Raw genomic sequence first — 20,317 nt, 5'->3', positions numbered from 1 at the left:
CGTAGTTTACAACTCAGTTTACCACAAATACACACTGATAAAAAAGTGCTAAGTTCCTACAGTGACGTCATTTTAACTTGAAAATGGGTAAGAATATGCGCCGATTTCCAAATTGACCACGCCATTGCGTTTCATTTTTGCTGCAATGCTTGGATAATACGCCATTTTAGCCGCAAATGTTGATAAAGTCGCGTATACTTCGTTGCCATCGTTCATGAAAACATGAATGCGTTCCGGATTCGATTTTGTTGGAGAAAATTGAATTTCCGAAATGCCCGTCTTAATTTTGGGCTGCAACTTGGCAAATTGCAGGATCATCTGGTGGAGCCGGCGTGCTGACGTGAACTTGTCGTACACCGGATAATTACCAGTAGGCTGCTTTTGTCTTTCTTTTGAGATCACGCCGGATTCAAGGGCAATGCGGTAGTAGCCATTGCTGGGCACAAACCCTGCCGTTTGATATTCGACCACGTGAATCGCCAGTTGATTGTGTTTTTTGATCTTAAACGAGATCGATTTTACTCGCGGATACGTCTGCTTCACCCGTTTAGAGATCTGTTTAGCATTCTTACTAGAAACTTTATAAATTGAATCCCCAGTTTTAAGACCAGTCATCTTTTCAACGCTGGCTGTTTTGACAACCCGGTTGCCAGTCACTGAAATTTTAGAAATATGGCTAATGGGGGTCGCAAAATACCCGGCAACCAGTAAGATCACCGCAAAGATGCCGACCAGGATACTCATCCGTTTGAGCAACCGGCGATGCTTTTGATGCTTTAACCAGGGCAGCTTTGCCCCGATCCGTGACGGGCGGCGCTGTTTCTTAGCCGCCTTTTCACGCTCTTCTTGTTGATTTTGATATTTTTCCCACGGTGTCACCGCAACCTTGCGATTCGACCGCTTCCGGTCCAACTTAAAGGCCATCTCCCATTCGCCCCCTCCTAGAATCTCTTAATGGGTCTTGCCTCGTCTCGGTTATTGATGGGCGGTGATGACCGAGCGTAGCAGTGCCACCATCTCGGTTGCTGCCTGTGGCTTCCCTAATTTCTTAGATGCCGCAGCCATTGCCGCCTGTTTACTTGGGTCAGTCATCAACTGATTGACCGTGCTGACCAAGGTTTCCGGTGACAGGTCAGCCTCGGTAATCATTAAGGCTGCGTTTGCGTCCACGAGACTCTGCGCATTCTTCGTCTGGTGATCCGCCGTCACGTAAGGACTTGGGATCAGGATCGAAGGCACACCTAACGCAGTCAGTTCTGCCAGGGTCGTTGCCCCGGACCGGCCAACAACGGCCGCCATTTTAGGGAGCACTTCCGGCATGTTGCTGATGTACGCCTTGATGGCAATGTTTGGTGCCTTCAGGTCCTTGATCTGCGCCATGACATCGTCGTAACGTTTAGGGCCTGTCACGAAGACCACCTGGTAGTCCTTAGTCGCAAACGTTTTAAGGCTTTCAACCATCACTTTATTGATCTTCAAAGCGCCTTGTGACCCGCCGACAACCAGCAGCGTTGGTTTCGTGTTATCCAACCCAAAGCTTGCCAGATCAAAATGACTGTCAATATTAGCCACTTCCTGAGCCCGTGGATTTCCAGTCATCACGACCTTGTCAGCAGGAAATTGATCACGGGCCATCTCAAAGTTGATGGCGATCTTGTCGACGTACCGGCTTAAAAACTTATTCGTCATCCCGACCACACTGTTTTGTTCATGAATGACCGTTGGGACGTGTTGCTTAGCAGCCGCGTACAGGACGGCGCCAGAAACGTAGCCGCCAGTTCCCAGAACAACGTCCGGCTTAAACTCACGAACGAGTTTTTTAGCGCGGTGCACACTCTTCAAAAAGAGATACACCGTCTTAAAATTTTCCAGTGACAACGACCGCTTGAATCCCTGAATCTCCATTTCTTTAAACGGGATCCCGAGTTCTGGAACAATCGTGCTTTCGATACCACGTTGTGAGCCAACGTACATGACTTCAGCGTTTGGATCCTGGCGTTTAAGCTCATTGATCACGGCCAAGGCCGGATAAATATGGCCGCCAGTCCCACCGCCTGATACCATTAATCGCATTATTGTTCCCCCTTTTTACCAGTCAGTTGTTCAACCGCCTGAATAAATTTATCCCCACGGACTTCAAAGTTCGGGTACTGATCCCAGCTCGCGTTGGCAGGTGATAACAAAATGACGTCACCAGGTGCACTCATTGCATAAGCTGTTGGGACAGCTGTTTCTGCATTCTCACTCATTTCAATCGTGGCCACACCGGCAGCCTCAGCGGCTTCTTTGAGCAGATTCTTTGTCTCGCCAAAGAGCACAATGCCCTTCACGTGGTCCTTAAAGAATGGCACAAGACGTTCGAAGGTGTACCCGCGATCAAGACCACCAGCTAGTAAAACAACGGGTTGTTTGAAGCCCTTTAATGCCATTTCAGTCGCTTCCATGTCCGTTGCCTTAGAGTCATTGTAAAACTGGCGTCCCTCACTGGTTAACACGTACTGAGTGCGGTGACGAACGCCGCCAAAGGTGGTCAAAACGTGCTTAATTGCAGCGTTTGATTTGCCCTCGATCTTAGCAACTGCAATTGCAGCCAACGCGTTTTCAACGTTGTGGTCACCTGGAACCTTGATCTCGGCTGCGGGCATAATCAGGTCATCCTTAAAGAACAAGTTGCCGTCTTTTTCATAGGCACCGTCTTGAGTGACACCCGTGCGAGAAAATGGCACAACGTGTGCCTGCGACCGTTTGCTGAGCGCCACTAATTCTTCTGAATCAAAGTTGACCACGAAGTAATCGTCGGCAGTCTGGTTCATCGTGATGCGCATCTTTGCGTTCACGTAGTTTTCACGCGTTTTATGATAATCCAGATGGTTCGAAAAAATATTTGTCAAAACAGCAATATGCGGGTGAAATTCGGTGATGCCCAGAAGCATAAAGCTTGAGGTTTCAAGGACCAATGTATCGTCAGGCGTCATGGAAGCTGCCACCTGACTGGCAGGGATGCCGATATTGCCAGCATAGGCACTGCGGCCAGCTGGTCGTTCCTGATTGAGCATCTTCGTAATCATCGTCGTGGTCGTTGTTTTCCCATTACTGCCAGTCACAGCAATCAGTTCAGCCTCGTTAATTTCACTGGCCAACTCGATCTCCGTAATAATTGGCAGTTTTTGCGCTAACGCCGCCTTAACGATCGGCACATCGTAGGGAATCCCAGGATTTTTGACCATTAAATCAAACCCAGCGTCTAACTGATCTGGCGTCTGTTCGTCAGTTAAGACCACATAGTCGCCAGTAGCGTTCAATTCTTGTGCTTCCGCATTTTTATCTAGCGGTTGCTGGTCGGTCACGGTAACGACGGCGCCAAGCTGATGAAGCAGTTTAGCTGCGTTAAAGCCGCTTTTTGCGAGTCCCACTACGATTACCCTTTTACCCTGATACGTCTGAATTGCCTTCATTTTTCTTATTCCGCCACCTATTTAAATTTAAAACTCATCATTACTTGTGTTGCGTACTACCACATTGCCCAGAGTCCCGTTGCTGCAGTCACCAGACTGATAGCCCAGAAGGTAAGATCGATCCGCCATTCACTCCACCCCTTCATTTCAAAGTGGTGATGAATTGGCGACATTAAGAAGATGCGCTTGCCCGTGAGTTTAAACGAGGCCACCTGCAAGATGACACTAGCGGTTTCACACACGTAGATCAACCCGATCCAGAGCAGCGATAGCTCATGATGCAGCAAAATAGAGACCGCTGCAAGGGCGCCACCAAGCTAATGAACCCATATCGCCCATGAAAATTTTTGCTGGCTTGTGGTTGTACACCAAAAAGGCAAGCAGCCCACCAACAACGGCAAAACAAAAGAGCATGACGTCGTACTGGTGTTGATGTGCGGCAATGATGCCGTAAGTTGCAAACGAAATGGTGGCCACCCCGGCAACGAGTCCGTCAAGGCCATCTGTCAAATTGACCGCGTTTGAAAACCCGACCAACCAAAACGCAACGAATAAGAAATAGATCCAGCCCAGATTCAAATTACCAAAACCCGGAATAACGATGCCAAGCGGCAACCCTTCGTGCACGTAGACCATAAGGAAAACGACCGCTCCGACAATTTGGCCAAGCAATTTCTGCCAGGCTTTCAATCCTTCGTTTTGCCGACGGAACAGCTTGATCGAGTCATCCCACATGCCAAGCAATCCGTAAAGGATCAAAATAAACAATAAAATCAACAGGACGGGCGACAGCAAGTGTCCCACGGCCCCAGCAATTAATGAGCCCACAATAATTGCGATAATGAACATCAGACCACCCATCGTTGGTGTTCCCGATTTTTTTTCGTGCCATGAAGGCCCTTCTTCACGAATCATCTGACCCTCATGTTTACTTCGGAAATACCGAATCAGGGCTGGCATACAGACCAGCGTAATGATAAAGCTAATCACAAACGCAATTGTTGAACTCATTGATTTCTCCTCTTTCACTCTTTATGCGGCGGGTCAGTTACCTAGTGAGACCTTGAGTTGTTCCTCGTCACTCACGCTTGTTCCGCCTTAATACTTTGTGTTTTTGCGTATCCGTTGCCCGTAAAGGTCACCTTCATCCCAAGCAGATCAGCCAACCGCAGAATATCACTCTTCGACCAGCCGCTGATACTTGGCATCTTTTGTGCCCCACTGGTCAGCAGGATCACCCGTTGGCCCTCCATCATCACCTGACCAGATTCTGGCGACTGCTTAACGACGCGGTTACCAGATCCAAGGACGGTGACTTTATAGCCAGCCTTCGTTAGGGTCTCTTCGGCCGCTTTAGCAGACCGGTTGACATAGGAGACCATCTTAGTGCTGGTTTCTGTCGAGGAACTAGATGAATCCTCTAACAGGGCGCGTTTCATCACTGGCTTGAACACATCCGCCAATAACTGGGTCGCCGTTTCGGTGCCCGGTAAGGTCGGCTGCTTCATTGTAATATACATAATATACTTCGGGTTCTTCGCGGGTGCCATGGCGGCAACTGAGTAGAGATAACTATCATCCCCGCTCAGATACCCAGACTTCCCGTTGCTGACCTGAGCAGTCCCGGTCTTTGCCGCGATCCGAACACCCTTGATCTTGTAGTCGCCACCAATGCCGTAAGACTTATATACAACGTCTTCCATGTGTTTTCTAACAGCCTTAGCAGTTGCTGCGGAGACCGGGTGCCCGATGACCTTTGTGCCATAGGATTTAACGGTTTTTCCAGTGTTTGGATCGACCACTTTACGAACAAGATACGGCTTCAACATCTTACCATTGTTCGCAATAGCAGACAATCCCTGCAGCATCTGAATGGCCGTGACTTGAATCCCTTGACCAAAGGCAGTATCGGCCTGTTCGATGGCCTTACTAAATTGAATACTGCCGGCTTGTTCCCCGGGAAGACCAAAGTTGGTCGACTTGAGGAACTTGAACCGTTTGATGTATTTCATCCAAGTCTTAGCGCCCATCTGTTGTTCCAAGTGCGCCATCGCAACGTTACTTGAAAGCGCAAACCCCTTGTTATAGGTAATGATTCCCCAACCAGACGTCTGCCAGTCAGGCACCACTTGACCGCCGACAGTATACTTCCCGGATTGATACGTTGCGTTTCCGTTATAGTTGCCACTGTCGATCGAAGCGGCCATTGTGAAAACCTTCATCGTTGACCCTGGTTCGTACAGGTCCTGAACAAGACTATCCCGCCAGGTGCCGTCCGTTCCCAGACCAGCACCCGTTTCAGGATTAAACGTTGGTCGCTGCGTTGACGCCACAATTTCCCCAGTCTTCGCATTCATTAAGACGGCGTTAAGTGACTTGGAATGCGTCTTTGATTGAAGCGCCGACATTTCGGTTTCAAGCAGCGTCTGCAGACGTGAATCTAACGTTGTGTAAACGTCGTCGCCGTTCTTGGCCTTCTTATCCTTCTGGGTCGTGCCCGGAATCTTGTAGCCGTTATTATCCTGCTTTTCCGTCTTGAATCCGTTGGTCCCAGTTAACAGACTGTTATACTGGCTTTCAAGGCCCATCGTCCCAGTAAGAACGCCCTTGCTGTTAGTGGCAGTGTTCCCCACCAAGTAAGAAGCAAACACACCGTTTGGATAAAGACGGGCTTGTTGCTGGACAAAATTAAGGCCGGTTAGATGCGCCTGCTCAATTTTGTTTCTGGTCGTCAGAGAAATATTTTGACCGGCCAGCCCAAATTCAACTTGGAACGTTTTGGCATTTGACGGCGTTAAATAAGCCAACGCCCGCTTTTTGCTAATGGGCAGATACTTGGCTAAAACAGTGGCGGTTTTTTTCTTATTCTGCACATACATTGGGCGCCCATCCGTACTCCGCTGCGTTTTATCTAAAACGGCATATAACGAATAGGTACTTGTATCCTCGGCAATCGGCTGGTTCGAGTCATCATAAATGGTGCCCCGCTGTGCCTTCACTGTCTGTGTTGCCGTGTACAATTTTTGGGCCCGCGCGGATAAGTTCACGTGTTCCACATTTTTTCCAATTGCGATATAAGAAAAACGAGCAATGAATAGTACAAACACACCCGTAATGATCAGAAATAGGACGCGTCCGAAGACTCTCCGATTACGTTGTGCTTGTTGACTAGTCACCGTTCGCTTAGGTGATTGTTTCATTTATTCACGTTCCTTATTTGGTTGTTCGATAGTGACAGACCGTCCTTCTTAGCAATCTTTTCAAGTCGGGACCGGTTAGAAAGTTCGTTGATTTCTTGACGCTTGTTGGTGTTCTTCGTTTGCAGGCTGGTAATTTGTGTATTCACATCCTGTAACCGTTGTTGTGCTGAAGATACCCCAATCTTCAGACTGACCAACCACACCATCATTGTAATCACCATTAAACTGCCAACTAACAGTAAGCATTTTTCAAATTTCGAAGTCGCCAAGTATTTTGGAAGCTTAACGGTTCGAGTTGCCGCTTTATGTAAAGGCTGTTCGTCAGGCGTTGCCTGGAACGGCTGCGGTGATTGCGTCGTTTGTCTTGCCAAATTGTTCAGAGCCATACTTCATCATCCTATTCCTTAATATAATGGTCACAAATTTACACCCGTTCGATGACGCGTAACTTTGCGCTGTGCGCACGATGATTTTCCGTTAACTCCGACTCGCTTGGTAAGATTGGCTTGCGCGTGATTAACTTAAAATCTGGTTTCATGTCATCCGGAATCACCGGTAACCCCGCCGGTAATTCAGGTAAGCTGCTTTTTTCTTTAAACATTGTTTTCACTAACCGGTCTTCGAGCGACTGAAAGGTGATGACACAGATCCTTCCCCCAGGATTGAGTCGTGTTAAAGCCTGCTCCAAAGACTGTTCAAGGGCGCCCAATTCATCATTGACCGCGATTCTAATTGCTTGAAATACTTTTTTTGCTGGGTGACCACCATGCCGGCGTGCTGCGGCCGGAATGCCTTCCTTGATCACCTCAGCAAGTTGTTCCGTGGTTTCGATTGGGGCATCTTGGCGATGTTGCTCAATTTTTCGCGCAATTTGTTTCGCAAAATGCTCCTCACCGTAGCGATAAAAAATTCTGACTAGATCCTGATAGGTCCATTCATTGACCACGGTCTTAGCACTCAGTTCCTGTGACTGGTCCATCCGCATGTCCAGTGGTGCGTCATACCGGTAACTAAAGCCCCGCTTGGCATCGTCGAACTGGGGTGATGAAACGCCCAGATCATAGAGGATACCGTCCACGTTTGAAACACCATGTGCGTCCAATTCAGACGCTAATTCTCGAAAATTATCATGAACCAAGGTTAACCGACCTGCTGCGATCTCATCAGCGTATTGCTGCTGATTAAATGTAATGGCCGCTTGGTCCTGATCAAAGGAAAATAACTGACCCGTTTGTAACTCGGTCAAGATTTTCCCCGTATGACCGCCACCCCCCAGTGTGCAGTCAACGTATTGACCATCTGATGCGACTTGTAAGTTTGCAACGGCCTCGTTCAACAAAACCGTTACGTGTCCATATGTTGCCATGTGTTTTGCGGTCACCTCCCACCGTGTGACTGTTAGTTTAAATATCAAAGTCAATTAAGTTCTCAGCAATGTCATCGAAATTCTCTTCAGCTTTGTCCGCAAAGGCGTTCCAACGTTCCTGACTCCAAATTTCGAACCGTTCGGACACCCCAACGATGACGCACTGTTTTTGAATTTCAGCGTGGGTGAGCAGTGGTTTAGGTAAGTTGACCCGCCCCTGTTTATCAAAGGCACACTCAGTTGCGGCAGAGTAGAAAAAGCGCACAAACGCCCGGGCATCGCGTTTATTTAACGGTAACGCTGCCAAACGTTTTTGTAGAATTTCCCACTTGGCCATCGGATAACCGAACAAACAGCCATCCATCCCACGAGTGATCACAAACGTTTCACCAAGTTGCTCACGAAATTTTGCTGGAATAATCAGTCGACCTTTGGAATCGATTGCATGCTCAAATTCTCCCATGAACATTCAACCGCCCCCTTTGTCAACTAATTTACCTAAAGTTTACCACATGCCCCCACTTTCTACCACACGTCACCCAACTTTTATATCAATCTTTTAACAAAATCCTTTAAAAATCTAAGAAACCCGCCAAACGTACGTTTGGCGGGTTTCTTTTTGGTCCTATTTTAAGTAAAATTCTAAAGTTTGTGCAACAATTTCACGAGTGGTTGTCGGCTTCATAATTTTTGCTGTTTTTTGTTACACAATCCAAAAACTGGCAACAATTGTCACGAGATACGCAAGCGTCAAAAAAATCAGGCTGGCACGCCAAAATAATAACAGGAACTGATCCCACAAAATCTCACCGCGTGCGAGTCCCCACACGACCGTCAAGAAGATCGCCCCGATCATCCAAATACAGATCATCGTGGCGAACCAGGGCGCATCCCAGGTATTGGTCAAGAACCACATAAAGACGAGCAAAATAACCGGCAACACGTCCAGCAACGGCCCGTTTTTCATTTTCGACAACAGTTTAATGCGTTTCAACAGTTGCCAAACCACTATGACGACAAGCAACAACCCGATTTGAACCAGTGGATTCGCCAACTTTTTTCACACCCCTCAATAAAATACCAACTCATTATATAGATAGTGTGGGTAAGATGCAAGTGCGCCAAAACTACAGCGTTTTCAGCCAGCACGCTTAGCGGTTTCGTAAACTAGCAAGCTTCTCGTGCCTAAACAGCGATTCCCCCCTCTTAGTAAGGGTTGTTCACAATCGGCGTATAGCCGAATTCACTGCAAAAACACGGCATGTAATTGCGCTGCTTTCCTAGTCGATAAAGCAACCTTAGTGGCTAGCAACAGCTCATATACTGATTTCTGAAAAACACCACCGGAATACAGGGAGTGCCAAATTGTGGAATGCACGGACAACAGTACTTATTATTTGATTCTTACTACCTAGTGGAAACGCGCTCAACAAGGCACGGGGCTACATAAGGGACTCTGGTCACAAGGTCCAGCGCATCTGCCGATGAGTGCTTGTGGCGACGTGCGTGACCCTTCTCTAGTGGAAACGCGCTCAGCAAGGCACGGGGCTACTGCATAAGGGACTCTGGTCACAAAAGTCAGGCCCGGACTTTTGTGACCAGAGTCCCTTATGCTCCGCCCCTAAACGCCTTGCTTCACGCTCTAAAAAAGACGCCGCACCTAAATGCGACGTCCTTGGCCATTCTAAGCCTGAAATGCTATTTTTTAATCTAACAACACGCCTAAAATCCGCCCCAAGAACCGATAGCGGTCGCAACCAGCGAGCCGACAGTAACAATGATCATTAACCACACGAAAACCATCGTGATTTTTTGAAAGGTCGATTTCTTTTTCTTTTGCATTAAGTTTGCACCACTTTCTAAAGGCTTTTCTATCTAAACAGTGTAACGTGGACGGCTCAGAATTGCAATTCTAAAATCTGAACCAGTCTAGTCACCAGGATCAGCAGGCTTTTGTTTATACACCTGACGCGGCTTGCTCCCGTCTTGAGGCCCAATAAAGCCCCCCTGTTCAAGATCATCGATCAGCCGAGCTGCCCGGTTATACCCGATTCTAAAGTGCCGTTGCAGTAGTGAGGTGCTGGCCTTCTGCTGGTCAACCACGAAGTCCAGTGCATCGTTAAAGAGGTCGTCCTCGGAAGACTCTGTATCCCCTTCCGCAACTTCTTCATCGCTCACCATCATCTGTTCATCGTACTCAGCGGGCTGTTCTTCACGAATAAAATCAGCAACGCGTTCAACATCCTGATCCGAAATGAATGCGCCCTGAACCCGAACTGGTGAATTTTGATCGATCGGCATGTAGAGCATATCCCCACGCCCGAGCAATTTTTCAGCACCGTTTGAATCCAAAATGGTCCGCGAATCCACCCCGCTTGAAACGGCGAAGGCAATTCGTGACGGCACGTTCGCCTTGATCAAGCCAGTAATAACGTCGACGGATGGCCGTTGAGTCGCCAAGATCATGTGAATCCCAGCGGCCCGGCCCATTTGCGCCAATCTGATAATGGCGTCTTCAACTTCGTTTGAAACAGTCATCATTAAATCAGCCAATTCGTCCACGATGACAACAATGTATGGCAGCACCGGAAGCGGTTTATCTGTTTCCTGATTCTGTTCCTGTACAAATTTGTTGTAACCGGAAATCTTCCGCTGACCAACCTTTGCAAACAGGTCGTAGCGTTGTTCCATTTCGTGCACGACCTTATGCAGTGCCCGGGCCGCTTTTTTGGGTTCAGACACAACCGGTGTCAATAAGTGGGGAATCCCATTATAAACGCTTAATTCAACCTTTTTGGGGTCAATCAGCATCAACTTAGCCTGACTTGGCTTAGCATTCATCAAAATGCTGGTAATGATCCCGTTGATGGCCACCGACTTCCCACTCCCAGTTGACCCGGCAATGAGGAGATGCGGCATTTTAGTTAAATCACAAGTGATAACTTTCCCAGTCACGTCACGGCCAAGCGGTACTTCCAACATATGTGCTGGTCCGTGGGGAACGGCTTCACTGACGTCACGAAACGCAACTGTCGAAATTTCCCGGTTCGGCACTTCGATCCCAATTAATGACTTGCCCGGAATCGGCGCTTCGATTCGAATGTCCTTGGCAGCCAAGGCCAACGCAAGGTCGTTTGACAGGTTCACGATTCGGGAGACCTTGACCCCAATAGCAGGATGAAGCTCGTATTCGGTCACCGAAGGCCCCAAATTAACGTGCTTCACTTCCGCATCGACACCAAAACTGGCAAGCGTTTGCTGCAAAATTTTAGTGTTCTTTTCAATCGTTTGATAATCATCCGTCTGATCCTTTTTCGGGATCGGCGTCAGTAATGACGTATCAGGCAACTGGTAGTTCGGATCATCATCCTGAGTTTGCAGCATTGACAGATCCGTATCGTCATCCTCTTCCGGTTTAGTCTGAGCAGCCGGCTTTGGCTGGCTCGCAACGCTGATTGGAATCTTGTCACTGGCCGGTTGCCGTTCGGAAACGGGGGTCGGTAACGTCTTCTCCTCCGGTGCCGTTAACGGTGCCTGACTCGTGGCAACTGTTTCTGACTGTTGTCGCGGTTTTGGCTTCGACTGTTTTGGTTTGGCCGGTTTCTGAGCTGCGCGTTGCCGCTGACGGGCAATGATCGACTGAACCCCGGTAACGAGACTGTTGCCCAGTCGCGTAATTCCCTGCCAAAGACGTGGCAGCCCTTTGAGAGTCCCTGAAATAAAACGGCCATGGGAATGTTAAAGAAGACCATGACACCGACGATCATCAGGATCACCGCAATAATTTGTGTGCCGATCAGTGAGACCAAAAAGTTTGTGATCGTCAGGAAGACTGCCCCAACCATGCCACCACCGATGTGCTGAGAAACGCTGCCGTTGGCAATATCTGAATTCAATAATTGCAAGGTATACGACACGAAGCCAGTGTGCTGGTCAGCAGCTAAAAACAGTGCTGTATGCAGCCACAAGAGTAAGCCCACGTACGCAATCCCAACCCCCACTATGAAGTGGCGTTTCAGGGTTGGTAATTTCCCAGTGATCAATAAAGCCAAGCCCACGGCACCACCAATGAGGCCGACAAATTGGTAGGTATCCCCCACCACAAATCGGATAAGGTTGGCTGCCAAAGTGCCAATAATGCCTGCTTGAAGCAGTGCCAAAAGGCAGACCAAGAGGAGGATCAGGCCAATAACGTTGCCCGTATACTGATGCTGCTGAGCGGCTGTCTTTCGTTTAGTCGGCCGTTTTGTTCCACCCCGGCTGGTCGTTTTTCGTCGTGTTTGTCGACGTTTTTGTGCCACAAAACTGCCCCCTTTTTACGGCAGTAACTGCCGTGTGTCTACATCCTCTAGTGTATTACTTGAGTTTATCGTTATCGTATAAATGGCTAATTTCCAAGTGATTAAAATCCTGTTGTCGCAGGACTTCATAGATTACGATGGCCGCTGAATTTGATAAATTCAGTGCGCGGATATGGCTATCATCCTGTGGAATTCGAATGGCCTGTTCAGCATGCTGACGCATAAATGGTTCTGGCAGCCCAGTTGTTTCCTTACCAAACATGAAGTAGTAATCACCGCCATTAACGTCTGTGTAATCCCGTTGAGTGTACCCGTGTTCAGCAAACTTCGATACAAGGAACAAGCGGGTAATATCTGGGACGGTCGCCATGAAATCCTGTAGGGTCTTATGGTATCGAATATCGACCTTATCCCAGTAATCTAACCCCGCCCGCTTTAAATGCGCGTCGTCCACCGAAAAGCCAAGTGGTTCGATCAGGTCTAAAATGGTGTCCGTTCCGGCACAGGTCCGCGCGATATTACCGGTGTTTGCCGGCATTAATGGTTCAAATAGTACGATATGATTAGCCATCAAAATTCTCCTTTTAGATATAGTTCACATGGTAATGGGGCATAAAAAAACGCAACTCCTCGGTGTTAGCACGGCGAGGAACTGCGTTAATGAAGTGCAAATTCGACAGAAGCTGACGATTTCTCGACATCCACTCCCGAACGATTTCTCAACCAGTAATTTAACATGAAATTAGAAAAGATGCAAGTTTTCGTAAAGATTTAATGAAGAAACACACTCATTTTTCAGACGATGATGACGCCGGTTGCTCATCTACGGCGTCATCTGTGTCAAAATCAGAATGTCGTCGGTACCAATCAAACCATTCGTTGACGATCACCTTAATGACCGCATACCCAGGAATCCCAAGAATGACACCCGGAACACCGAATAGTTTGCCCGCCGCTAGCAAGATAAAGATGATCGTCACCGGATGAATCGCCAAGGTGTTGCCTAGTACTAACGGTGAAATCACTCGGCCTTCCAGGGTCTGCTCAATCGCAAACACAATGAGAACCTTCACCAGCATCAACGGCGACACAAACGCCCCGACCGTGATTGCCGGAATCATCGCCAAAAATGAGCCAAGATACGGAATCAAGTTTAAGATACCAGAAACGATGCCAAGTAACAAGGCAAATTTAAGGCCGATGACCCAGTACCCTAGGGCAAACATCGCCCCAACGAAAAACGCGACGGTCAGCTGTCCTCGAATGTAGTTGCTGACTTGGCGATTCATGCTCGTCAGGATCCTTAAAAACGATGCTCGGTTGCGTTTTGGCACAAAGTGGGCCAGATACTTCGGCAGCTGGTGGCCGTCCTTCAGCAGGTAAAAAAGAATGAATGGCGCCGTGATCAGCGCAATCAAAACCGTTGAAACCCGCGATACCACACCAGCAATCGACGTCAGTGACGTTGACACCAGATCTGAACCGCGGCCCTTTAACAGGTTGGCGATTTCATCATTAAAGTCCGTCAACTGCTTATGTAGCGCTTCAAACGGCGATCCGGGTACCCACTGGGTCAAAAAGTCTTCCAAATGATTCCAGTAACGCGGCCAATTATCTAAAAGACTCACAATTTGCGCCTGGACAACCGGAATCAACGACACAACGCCCCAAATGAGCAATCCGAGGATCACAACAAACACCACGGCAATGGTCACGAGACGATTCACGTGAAACTTGGCCTCAAGTCGATCTACAAGCGGATTGATCAGGTAGTAGCCGACTCCTGCAAGCATGATGGGCACCCCTAATAAGGTAAAAACACCCTTCAATGGTGACCAGAGCCAGGGCAGCTTACTTAACATGAACAGATTCAGCAGGACCAGCAGCAAAATAATCAGTGCAACCACTGTTTTGCTATTTAGGATCCAGGCTGAAAACCAAGATCGAATCGGTTGTCGAGATTGTTTCATTTAGCACCCTCCCCAAAAACTTGCTATAATCATTTTAGCATAACACAAGGAGGAACCACTTCATGATTGAAGTTCCATTCATTGAAAATTACACGTCACTACCCGAAACACTGACTCACCACGACCACGTGATCGTGGCTGATAACCGCGCTGCCGGTGGCACAACACCAAGTAAGGGGGTTCTTGCAGAGGCGACCCTGTACGTCCACGACCAAGATGGCAGCATTGGCTTTCTCATCAAACCGCGTCAGGGTGACTACACCTACACGGACACTGAATTAAAAATCATGGAAGCTGACCTTCTGGAAGCCCAGCAGCTTGGTGCAGACGAAGTGATCTTCGCAGCGACCACCAAGAACCACCAGCTCGATAACGAGGCGATGGCCAATCTCATTGCAGCCGCGGGCGGGATGACTGTGACTTTAGCCGATGTTTGGGGCAGCGTGAATGCTCCTGATTCACAGACGTTCTCACAATTGACAGATAGCGGCGTTGAGCGCGTGTTGTTTGACATCGACACGGCGGAACAAGCCGAATGGACTGACTTTGTTGCTAAGGCAAAGGCGCAATCACTTGTGCCAGTGCCGATGAGTGCTGACCGTGCTAAGCTTGACGCATTTGCTCAGGATAATGATCTGAATTTGGCGGTTTTGAAATAAACGTTAAACGACCCTCATCGACCCTTTTGTAAATAAGTGATGAGGGTCGTTTTTTAAAAAAATTATTGTCGCACAGTCCTATCAAAATCTTGTTGCTCGGATGAAATCGATCTTTCTTGGCCACTGTGTCGCAAACGCATTTCGGACTATGGAAAGCGACTGTCTATTTCACATTGTGGAAACGCGTTTCGGAAAACAGAAAGCTGCATGTAAGCCGACTCTGACATAATGGCCAAGTTCGGGCCTTTATGTCAGAGTCGGCTTACACTCCGCTTCCTACCGTTTTCCTTCACGCTCTGCTACAGGTCCGGTGACACCAAAATCTTAACCTGTGATTTATCTTCAGCTAATGCTTTGATTCCCTCGTCAACGGCTTGATCAAGGCCAATTTCCTTAGTGATGATTTTCCGGAATGTGTCAGGATGGTTGTTGATAATGCCCAACACGGCTGGGAATGAGTTGTTGTAGCACAACGTTGTCGTGATATTGATGCCTTGCATGATCACGTCATCCGTCATGTTCATTGAAACGTCTTTACCAAACAGTGCAACAACTTGCAATGTCCCAGTCCGTTTTGTCACTTTCAGGGCTGTATCAAAGGTTGCCTGAACACCCGCACATTCAAACGTAATGTCGACCCCGTTTAGCAGGTCTTTACGAATGACTTCGTTAACGTCTTCTTCGGATGGATTAATCGTGTTTTCGATACCAAGTTCCTTAGCCTTTGCGAGGCGGACTTTTGAAACGTCCACAATGTAGACCTTGTTGGCACCACTAATTTTAGCAAGTAGTGCCATTAAGAGACCGATTGGGCCGGCACCCATAACTGCCACATTTTCACCTTCACGCAAGCCACTGCGTTTAACGGCTTCATAAACCACAGCAGTTGGTTCAGCAACGGCACCTAATTCAGGATCCATGCCTTCTGGCAGTTTGTGAGCAAAAACGCCCTGAACGTTTGCGAATTCCGCAAAGCCGCCATCTTGTGAGAAGCCTAAGAAGTTCCCGGCACCGTCTGCTGCAACGGCATTGTTACAGAAGTTATAGTCACCCTTCCGGCAGTTTTCGCACTTACCACACGCAATTAATGGTTCGATTGCAACATCGTCACCAATCTTGAGGGTGTCAACGTCCTTTCCGACCTTAACGACCTCGCCTGAAAATTAATGACCTAGTGTAATAGGAACCGTTTTGCCAGTCAGCGGATATGGTTGAGTTGGTAACCCCCAACCTTCCAAATAGGCATGGAGATCACTGCCGCAAATCCCGCAATACTTCACACGGACTTGGACTTCATCGTCCTTTGGATCATCGATCGTAACATCTTCAACCCGAACATCTTTTTCCCCATAAATTCGTACAGCTTTCATTCAAAAGGCCTCCCAAATTAACGACTAAGTATCGACTACATCTTCAGTCTACGAGAGCCGTTATGAAAACGCAACCATCAATTGTTACACCTGTTAACCATCTGATTTCTTACATAAATGCTGGCTTTCATGACAACAGTGTAAGACTTGATGCGACAATGCCGAATAAAAAACACCTGAGCCTGCTCACAGCCAGCTCAAGTGTTTTCATTTTGTCCAATTTAGTAGCAAACAATTATTTTGTTTCATACTCATAATGCGGCCTCATGCGTAATGAGTGACGCAAAATCCTGCGGCAGTGGTGCATAGCAGGTCACCTGTTTTTGTGCAAACGGATTGTAAAAACTTACCCGCGCACAGTGCAGTGCCTGTCGGTGGATCCACGGATTGGTCTGCTGACCATACAGAAAGTCACCAAGCAATGGATGACCCAAGCTTGTCAAATGGACTCTGATCTGGTGCGTTCGACCGGTATGCAATTGAACACGTAAAAGCGCCGCTTGCGGCATCCGTTTGATCTGCCAGTACTCGGTCAACGCTTGTCGGCCATCAGGCCGGACAGCGCGTTTAATGAACGACCCTGGCTCACGACCAATCGGCGCATTGATGACACCATGATTGTTAGGGAGTTGCCCTTGCACAACGCAGACGTACGTTTTTTGAATCGTATGTTGTTTTAACTGCGTATCCAAAACCGTGTGTGCAAAATGATGTTTCGCAAAGAGCACCACCCCACTTGTTTCCCGGTCAAGCCGGGTCACGATGTGCGTGACCTGGCTGGGCGCATGGGTGCGCACCAGGTAGCCTTTCACCCGGTTCACAAGCGCATCATCTGGGTAAAGATGAGACGGGACGGAAGCGACCTTTGCTGGCTTGTTAACCACCAGAAAATGGTCATCCTCGTACAGGATATCAAGCGCTGTCTGTGACGCCACAATGCGGTCGCTCCCAATTTCTGGTGGCAGCACAACGGTCAACACATCCGTATTGTGCATCATAGTGTTCACCCGGCGATTTTCACCGTTCACCATAATTTTGCCGCCCTGAAATTTAATCTGTTTCAGCAGCGTCCGGCTGATGCCGTTTTGGCGCATAAACGTGCGGACATGAATCGGGGTTTCTGCCTGATACTGCCAGGAAAACTCAGTCATTTGGTTTAACCCCGATAAATGACTCTGAGACCCGTTGCCAAAATTGGGTATGCCGGTATTGTGCGAAGGCAATCTTTTGTTTTGAAATCCGGTAAGTAATTGCCTTGACCTGCTGATGGCTGACCAGTTCGGTGTCACATGTCAGCAGCATTTCACCCTCCTGGGCAGGTTCAACGCGCACCCATTCGCTTGGTGAAATAATCAGCGGCGACCCCAGTGTCCGGAACACCCGATTGTTAATGGAGGCAATCTCAGACACTTGAATCGCTTCAAGTTCAGAGCTTAAAACCGCCCCGCCAGCTGATTTATTATAGGCCGTAGAGCCCGTTGGTGTGGACACACAGAGCCCATCGCCACGAAAAAGTTCAAACAATTTATCCTTAATATAGACGTTGGCCTGCATCGTCCCCATCGCCCGCTTTAAAGTGGACTCATTCAGGCTAATAATTTTTCATACGCCCCATTATCGTATTCAACGCCGATGTCTAGTAGCGGATAAGTCACGCTTTGGCCGTTATCGTTTGCCAAACTATCGATCAGTTGATCAACTTCATAGTCCCGCCAGTCCGTGTAAAAGCCCAAATGGCCCGTATGAATGCCGACAAATCGAATGCTGGCTAGTTGGTCTTGATAGTGGTGAAACGCCGTTAACAGCGTTCCATCGCCGCCCACCGTGATGACGATTTCCGGGTGGTCATCGTCGATCGTCAAGTGTTCTGCTGCGATCTTGGCTTTCAACGCCTCAGCGACCTTCCTTGACGACGGGCCGTCATTACTAAAAATTGCTATTTTCAAGAGTTCTCATCCTTTTCACGATCAGTTTGCTGAGATGACGAATCGTTGTCCCCCTGATCCGGGCGCTTCCCATAGGAAAACAGATGTTGCGCTTCCTGAATCTCTTCGCGAATCTCTGACATTTCAGTGTCAAGCTTAAAGGCCGCTTCCGCAGCACGCTGTAACCGCGCACTCAATTCTTCTGGAAACGCCCCCTGATATTTGTAATTTAATGAATGTTCAATGGTGGCCCAGAAATTCATCGCCAACGTTCTGACCTGAATCTCCGCTAAAATTTTTTTCTCCCCAGTCACCATCTGAACAGGATATTCAATGACAATGTGATACGAGCGGTAACCGCTTGGCTTCTCATTATGGATGTAATCACGTTCCTCCAGAATCGTTAGGTCCGTCCGCTTCCGAAGAAGTTCGACGACCTGATAAATATCCTCCACAAACTGGCACATGATCCGCAGGCCTGCAATATCTTGCATGTCCTGTTCCAACCGTTCTTCAGTCACGTGCCGCCTGGTCATTTTTTCCTGAATGCTGGCTACGGGTTTGACCCGCCCAGTCACAAATTCAATCGGTGGTCGTTGATTTTGGTTCTGAAATTGTTTGCGAATACCCCTTAATTTAATCTTTAGTTCATCCACTGCCTGTGTGTATGGTAGTAGAAAATGATCCCAATTTTCAATCAACATGGTCACCTCAGTTCTTTCAACAACTCACTTGTTTAATAGTAAACAAGCATAGTACATATTTTAGCATAGATGTTAAAAACCTAAAATCATAAACATCGATTTCAAAGATAATGCATTTCGCTTTACGAATCAATAATTTTATTGCATGATGGACAACATGGAAACAGGTGATGGGACGTCATTGTTTTTAAAACCATTAAAAAAGTGCCCATTGCTTGCAATTACGGTAAAAAGCTTTATGATTATTTTGAATCGATGGTCGTGTCACGTCACGACCTACAATGGAGGAAATTAATGTGTTAGAAGTGTACTTATTTATAAACCCACTGGGGAGTCGATGTATGAAGTCAGAGCAGTACATCCTAAAGCTGGCTGACGAAATATTCGATCACATTTCTTACCAATTCATTCCGTTGCTAACGCCACAAATGATTGATCAACAGTTGAAATGCGACCAAGAAGACTATCATGACTTGAGGTTGCGTAACCAGGTCTTTCAACTCCACTATCAAGCTATTCTCGACTATAAGGCCGCCCTGTTTCAAGGTAAGAAACGCGGCCGTCAGTTCTTGATGGCGTTACAGGATGCCCTCATCACAGATGATGAACATTACTGCGATGATCTGGTCATGTCAGTCGCCGACGAGTCACATCTAGATGTCGATATGTTTGGCGAAGATCGTCGCTCAGACATCGCAAAACGTGCCTTTCAAGCTGATCAGCGCCTAGCATCCGAAATGAAGGTAGAAGCCCCATCCACCGCAATCTTGTATAATGCAGATGTCTCAGACTACGGACTCATGTTAAATGATGTGACCGACCAAACACTATTCGAAGTTTGCGAAAATCAAGGGTTGCTGGCAAATCAGGCTTTAGCGAAACAAAAAACGGAAGACCACCCTAACTTTCACATTCTGTAGCACGCAATACCATTTTGGGTAATTGAGTTTGTGGTTTTGTGCAACCGTTTGTCTAGAGCGTGGAAGAAAGCGTCCAGAAGGTGGAGCACAAGAGGACTCTGACAGAAATTCCTGGGTTTGGAATTTTTGTCAGAGTCCTCTTGTGTGCAACCTTCTGCTTTCTGTAACGCGTTTCGGCACGGTAATCTAGAAAATCACTGTAATTTCATAATGATTGTCCTCCAAAAAGAATCCTTAGCTACACGCCAATTTCGGAGTGTGGCCAAGGATTCTTTTTGATTAGGTAAAAATACGAATTTCTTTCCGGCAATTTTTGGGTAACCACGCCAAACGCGTTTCGGAAAACAGAAAGCTGCTTGTAAGCTCACTCTGACGGAAATACCAGGTTCGGGCATTTCTTTGCCGATTCTCTGTCCTCAAGCCGAAACGCGTTTCGGAAAACAGAAA

At 47.7% G+C, this 20,317-nt stretch carries 15 protein-coding genes and 4 pseudogenes; 2 read left to right on the top strand and 17 right to left on the bottom strand.

Translation table 11 applies throughout. The features are described 5' to 3' along the window. Window positions 1-72: 72 nt before the first annotated feature. The 13 genes and pseudogenes from JCM11969_RS11425 to JCM11969_RS11370 form a co-directional block, all read right to left on the bottom strand. Window positions 73-924 carry a cell division protein FtsQ/DivIB gene (locus tag JCM11969_RS11425; RefSeq protein WP_054711366.1) on the bottom strand — a complete coding sequence of 284 codons (852 nt, stop codon included), beginning with the start codon at window positions 922-924 and terminating at the stop codon, window positions 73-75. Between the two features lie 51 nt (window positions 925-975). Then, entirely contained in the window at window positions 976-2,073 is a 1,098-nt protein-coding gene (gene murG, locus JCM11969_RS11420; RefSeq protein ID WP_054711364.1) for an undecaprenyldiphospho-muramoylpentapeptide beta-N-acetylglucosaminyltransferase, read from the bottom strand. Next, window positions 2,073-3,455 carry a UDP-N-acetylmuramoyl-L-alanine--D-glutamate ligase gene (gene murD, locus JCM11969_RS11415; RefSeq protein ID WP_054711362.1) on the bottom strand — a complete coding sequence of 461 codons (1,383 nt, stop codon included), beginning with the start codon at window positions 3,453-3,455 and terminating at the stop codon, window positions 2,073-2,075. Before murD ends, murG begins: the two co-directional genes overlap by 1 nt. A 56-nt stretch (window positions 3,456-3,511) precedes the next feature. Continuing rightward, window positions 3,512-4,466 (bottom strand): annotated as a pseudogene (gene mraY, locus JCM11969_RS11410) (phospho-N-acetylmuramoyl-pentapeptide-transferase). A 71-nt stretch (window positions 4,467-4,537) separates the two neighbouring features. After that, entirely contained in the window at window positions 4,538-6,655 is a 2,118-nt protein-coding gene (locus tag JCM11969_RS11405) for a penicillin-binding transpeptidase domain-containing protein (RefSeq protein ID WP_054711359.1), read from the bottom strand. Then, window positions 6,652-7,041, bottom strand: coding sequence for a cell division protein FtsL (gene ftsL / locus JCM11969_RS11400; protein ID WP_054711357.1), 390 nt, complete (start codon window positions 7,039-7,041; stop codon window positions 6,652-6,654). Before ftsL ends, JCM11969_RS11405 begins: the two co-directional genes overlap by 4 nt. Window positions 7,042-7,079: 38 nt before the next feature. Further along, window positions 7,080-8,021 carry a 16S rRNA (cytosine(1402)-N(4))-methyltransferase RsmH gene (gene rsmH, locus JCM11969_RS11395; RefSeq protein WP_054711355.1) on the bottom strand — a complete coding sequence of 314 codons (942 nt, stop codon included), beginning with the start codon at window positions 8,019-8,021 and terminating at the stop codon, window positions 7,080-7,082. 37 nt (window positions 8,022-8,058) lie between these two features. Continuing rightward, entirely contained in the window at window positions 8,059-8,490 is a 432-nt protein-coding gene (mraZ, locus tag JCM11969_RS11390) for a division/cell wall cluster transcriptional repressor MraZ (RefSeq protein WP_054711353.1), read from the bottom strand. A 234-nt stretch (window positions 8,491-8,724) separates the two neighbouring features. Further along, window positions 8,725-9,075, bottom strand: a complete 351-nt coding sequence (locus JCM11969_RS11385; RefSeq protein ID WP_054711351.1) for a DUF3397 family protein — start codon at window positions 9,073-9,075, stop codon at window positions 8,725-8,727. Window positions 9,076-9,743: 668 nt separating this feature from the next. Beyond that, the gene (locus JCM11969_RS17175) at window positions 9,744-9,863 is read right to left on the bottom strand and encodes a DUF4044 domain-containing protein (protein WP_082409323.1); all 120 of its coding nucleotides are present in this window, start codon (window positions 9,861-9,863) and stop codon (window positions 9,744-9,746) included. Between the two features lie 87 nt (window positions 9,864-9,950). Further along, a pseudogene (locus JCM11969_RS11380) lies at window positions 9,951-12,322 on the bottom strand (DNA translocase FtsK). A gap of 55 nt (window positions 12,323-12,377) precedes the next feature. Continuing rightward, complete coding sequence (locus JCM11969_RS11375; protein WP_054711349.1) at window positions 12,378-12,893, bottom strand: tRNA (cytidine(34)-2'-O)-methyltransferase; 516 nt, start codon at window positions 12,891-12,893, stop codon at window positions 12,378-12,380. A gap of 217 nt (window positions 12,894-13,110) precedes the next feature. Next, window positions 13,111-14,292 (bottom strand): AI-2E family transporter, encoded by a 1,182-nt coding sequence (locus JCM11969_RS11370; protein ID WP_054711347.1) that lies wholly within the window; start codon window positions 14,290-14,292, stop codon window positions 13,111-13,113. Window positions 14,293-14,354: 62 nt separating this feature from the next. Here JCM11969_RS11370 and JCM11969_RS11365 point away from each other — a divergent pair, with 62 nt between their 5' ends. Beyond that, entirely contained in the window at window positions 14,355-14,951 is a 597-nt protein-coding gene (locus tag JCM11969_RS11365) for a copper homeostasis protein CutC (RefSeq protein WP_054711345.1), read from the top strand. A 299-nt stretch (window positions 14,952-15,250) separates the two neighbouring features. On the opposite strand, the pseudogene JCM11969_RS20455 reads toward JCM11969_RS11365, so the two are convergent. The 4 genes and pseudogenes from JCM11969_RS20455 to yjbM all read right to left on the bottom strand — a co-directional run bounded on the left by JCM11969_RS20455 (window position 15,251) and on the right by yjbM (window position 18,947). After that, window positions 15,251-16,321, bottom strand: a pseudogene (locus tag JCM11969_RS20455) (2,3-butanediol dehydrogenase). A gap of 251 nt (window positions 16,322-16,572) precedes the next feature. After that, window positions 16,573-17,472, bottom strand: a complete 900-nt coding sequence (locus JCM11969_RS11355) for an RluA family pseudouridine synthase (RefSeq protein WP_054711344.1) — start codon at window positions 17,470-17,472, stop codon at window positions 16,573-16,575. Beyond that, window positions 17,465-18,267 (bottom strand): annotated as a pseudogene (locus JCM11969_RS11350) (NAD kinase). The gene JCM11969_RS11355 and the pseudogene JCM11969_RS11350 overlap by 8 nt, the downstream one beginning before the upstream one ends. Further along, the gene (gene yjbM, locus JCM11969_RS11345) at window positions 18,264-18,947 is read right to left on the bottom strand and encodes a GTP diphosphokinase (protein WP_054711382.1); all 684 of its coding nucleotides are present in this window, start codon (window positions 18,945-18,947) and stop codon (window positions 18,264-18,266) included. Before yjbM ends, JCM11969_RS11350 begins: the two are co-directional and overlap by 4 nt. 284 nt (window positions 18,948-19,231) lie before the next feature. On the opposite strand from yjbM, the gene JCM11969_RS11340 reads away from it, so the two are divergent. After that, entirely contained in the window at window positions 19,232-19,870 is a 639-nt protein-coding gene (locus JCM11969_RS11340) for a DsbA family protein (protein ID WP_156319346.1), read from the top strand. The last annotated feature ends 447 nt before the right edge of the window (window positions 19,871-20,317 follow it).

The sequence above is a fragment of the Secundilactobacillus paracollinoides DSM 15502 = JCM 11969 genome (genome assembly GCF_001311135.1).
Taxonomy (GTDB): Bacteria; Bacillota; Bacilli; order Lactobacillales; family Lactobacillaceae; genus Secundilactobacillus; species Secundilactobacillus paracollinoides.
The sequence above is the reverse complement of the archived record's forward strand: the minus strand, read 5'-3'. Positions and strand labels throughout refer to the sequence as shown.

Bases quoted from the DNA above. Each gene is read 5' to 3' on its own strand.
- JCM11969_RS11425 (WP_054711366.1), bottom strand. From the start codon at position 924: ATGGCCTTTAAGTTGGACCGGAAGCGGTCGAATCGCAAGGTTGCGGTG.
- murG (WP_054711364.1), bottom strand. From the start codon at position 2,073: ATGCGATTAATGGTATCAGGCGGTGGGACTGGCGGCCATATTTATCCG.
- murD (WP_054711362.1), bottom strand. From the start codon at position 3,455: ATGAAGGCAATTCAGACGTATCAGGGTAAAAGGGTAATCGTAGTGGGA.
- JCM11969_RS11405 (WP_054711359.1), bottom strand. From the start codon at position 6,655: ATGAAACAATCACCTAAGCGAACGGTGACTAGTCAACAAGCACAACGT.
- ftsL (WP_054711357.1), bottom strand. From the start codon at position 7,041: ATGGCTCTGAACAATTTGGCAAGACAAACGACGCAATCACCGCAGCCG.
- rsmH (WP_054711355.1), bottom strand. From the start codon at position 8,021: ATGGCAACATATGGACACGTAACGGTTTTGTTGAACGAGGCCGTTGCA.
- mraZ (WP_054711353.1), bottom strand. From the start codon at position 8,490: ATGTTCATGGGAGAATTTGAGCATGCAATCGATTCCAAAGGTCGACTG.
- JCM11969_RS17175 (WP_082409323.1), bottom strand. From the start codon at position 9,863: ATGCAAAAGAAAAAGAAATCGACCTTTCAAAAAATCACGATGGTTTTC.
- JCM11969_RS11375 (WP_054711349.1), bottom strand. From the start codon at position 12,893: ATGGCTAATCATATCGTACTATTTGAACCATTAATGCCGGCAAACACC.
- JCM11969_RS11370 (WP_054711347.1), bottom strand. From the start codon at position 14,292: ATGAAACAATCTCGACAACCGATTCGATCTTGGTTTTCAGCCTGGATC.
- JCM11969_RS11365 (WP_054711345.1), top strand. From the start codon at position 14,355: ATGATTGAAGTTCCATTCATTGAAAATTACACGTCACTACCCGAAACA.
- JCM11969_RS11355 (WP_054711344.1), bottom strand. From the start codon at position 17,472: ATGACTGAGTTTTCCTGGCAGTATCAGGCAGAAACCCCGATTCATGTC.
- JCM11969_RS11340 (WP_156319346.1), top strand. From the start codon at position 19,232: ATGGAGGAAATTAATGTGTTAGAAGTGTACTTATTTATAAACCCACTG.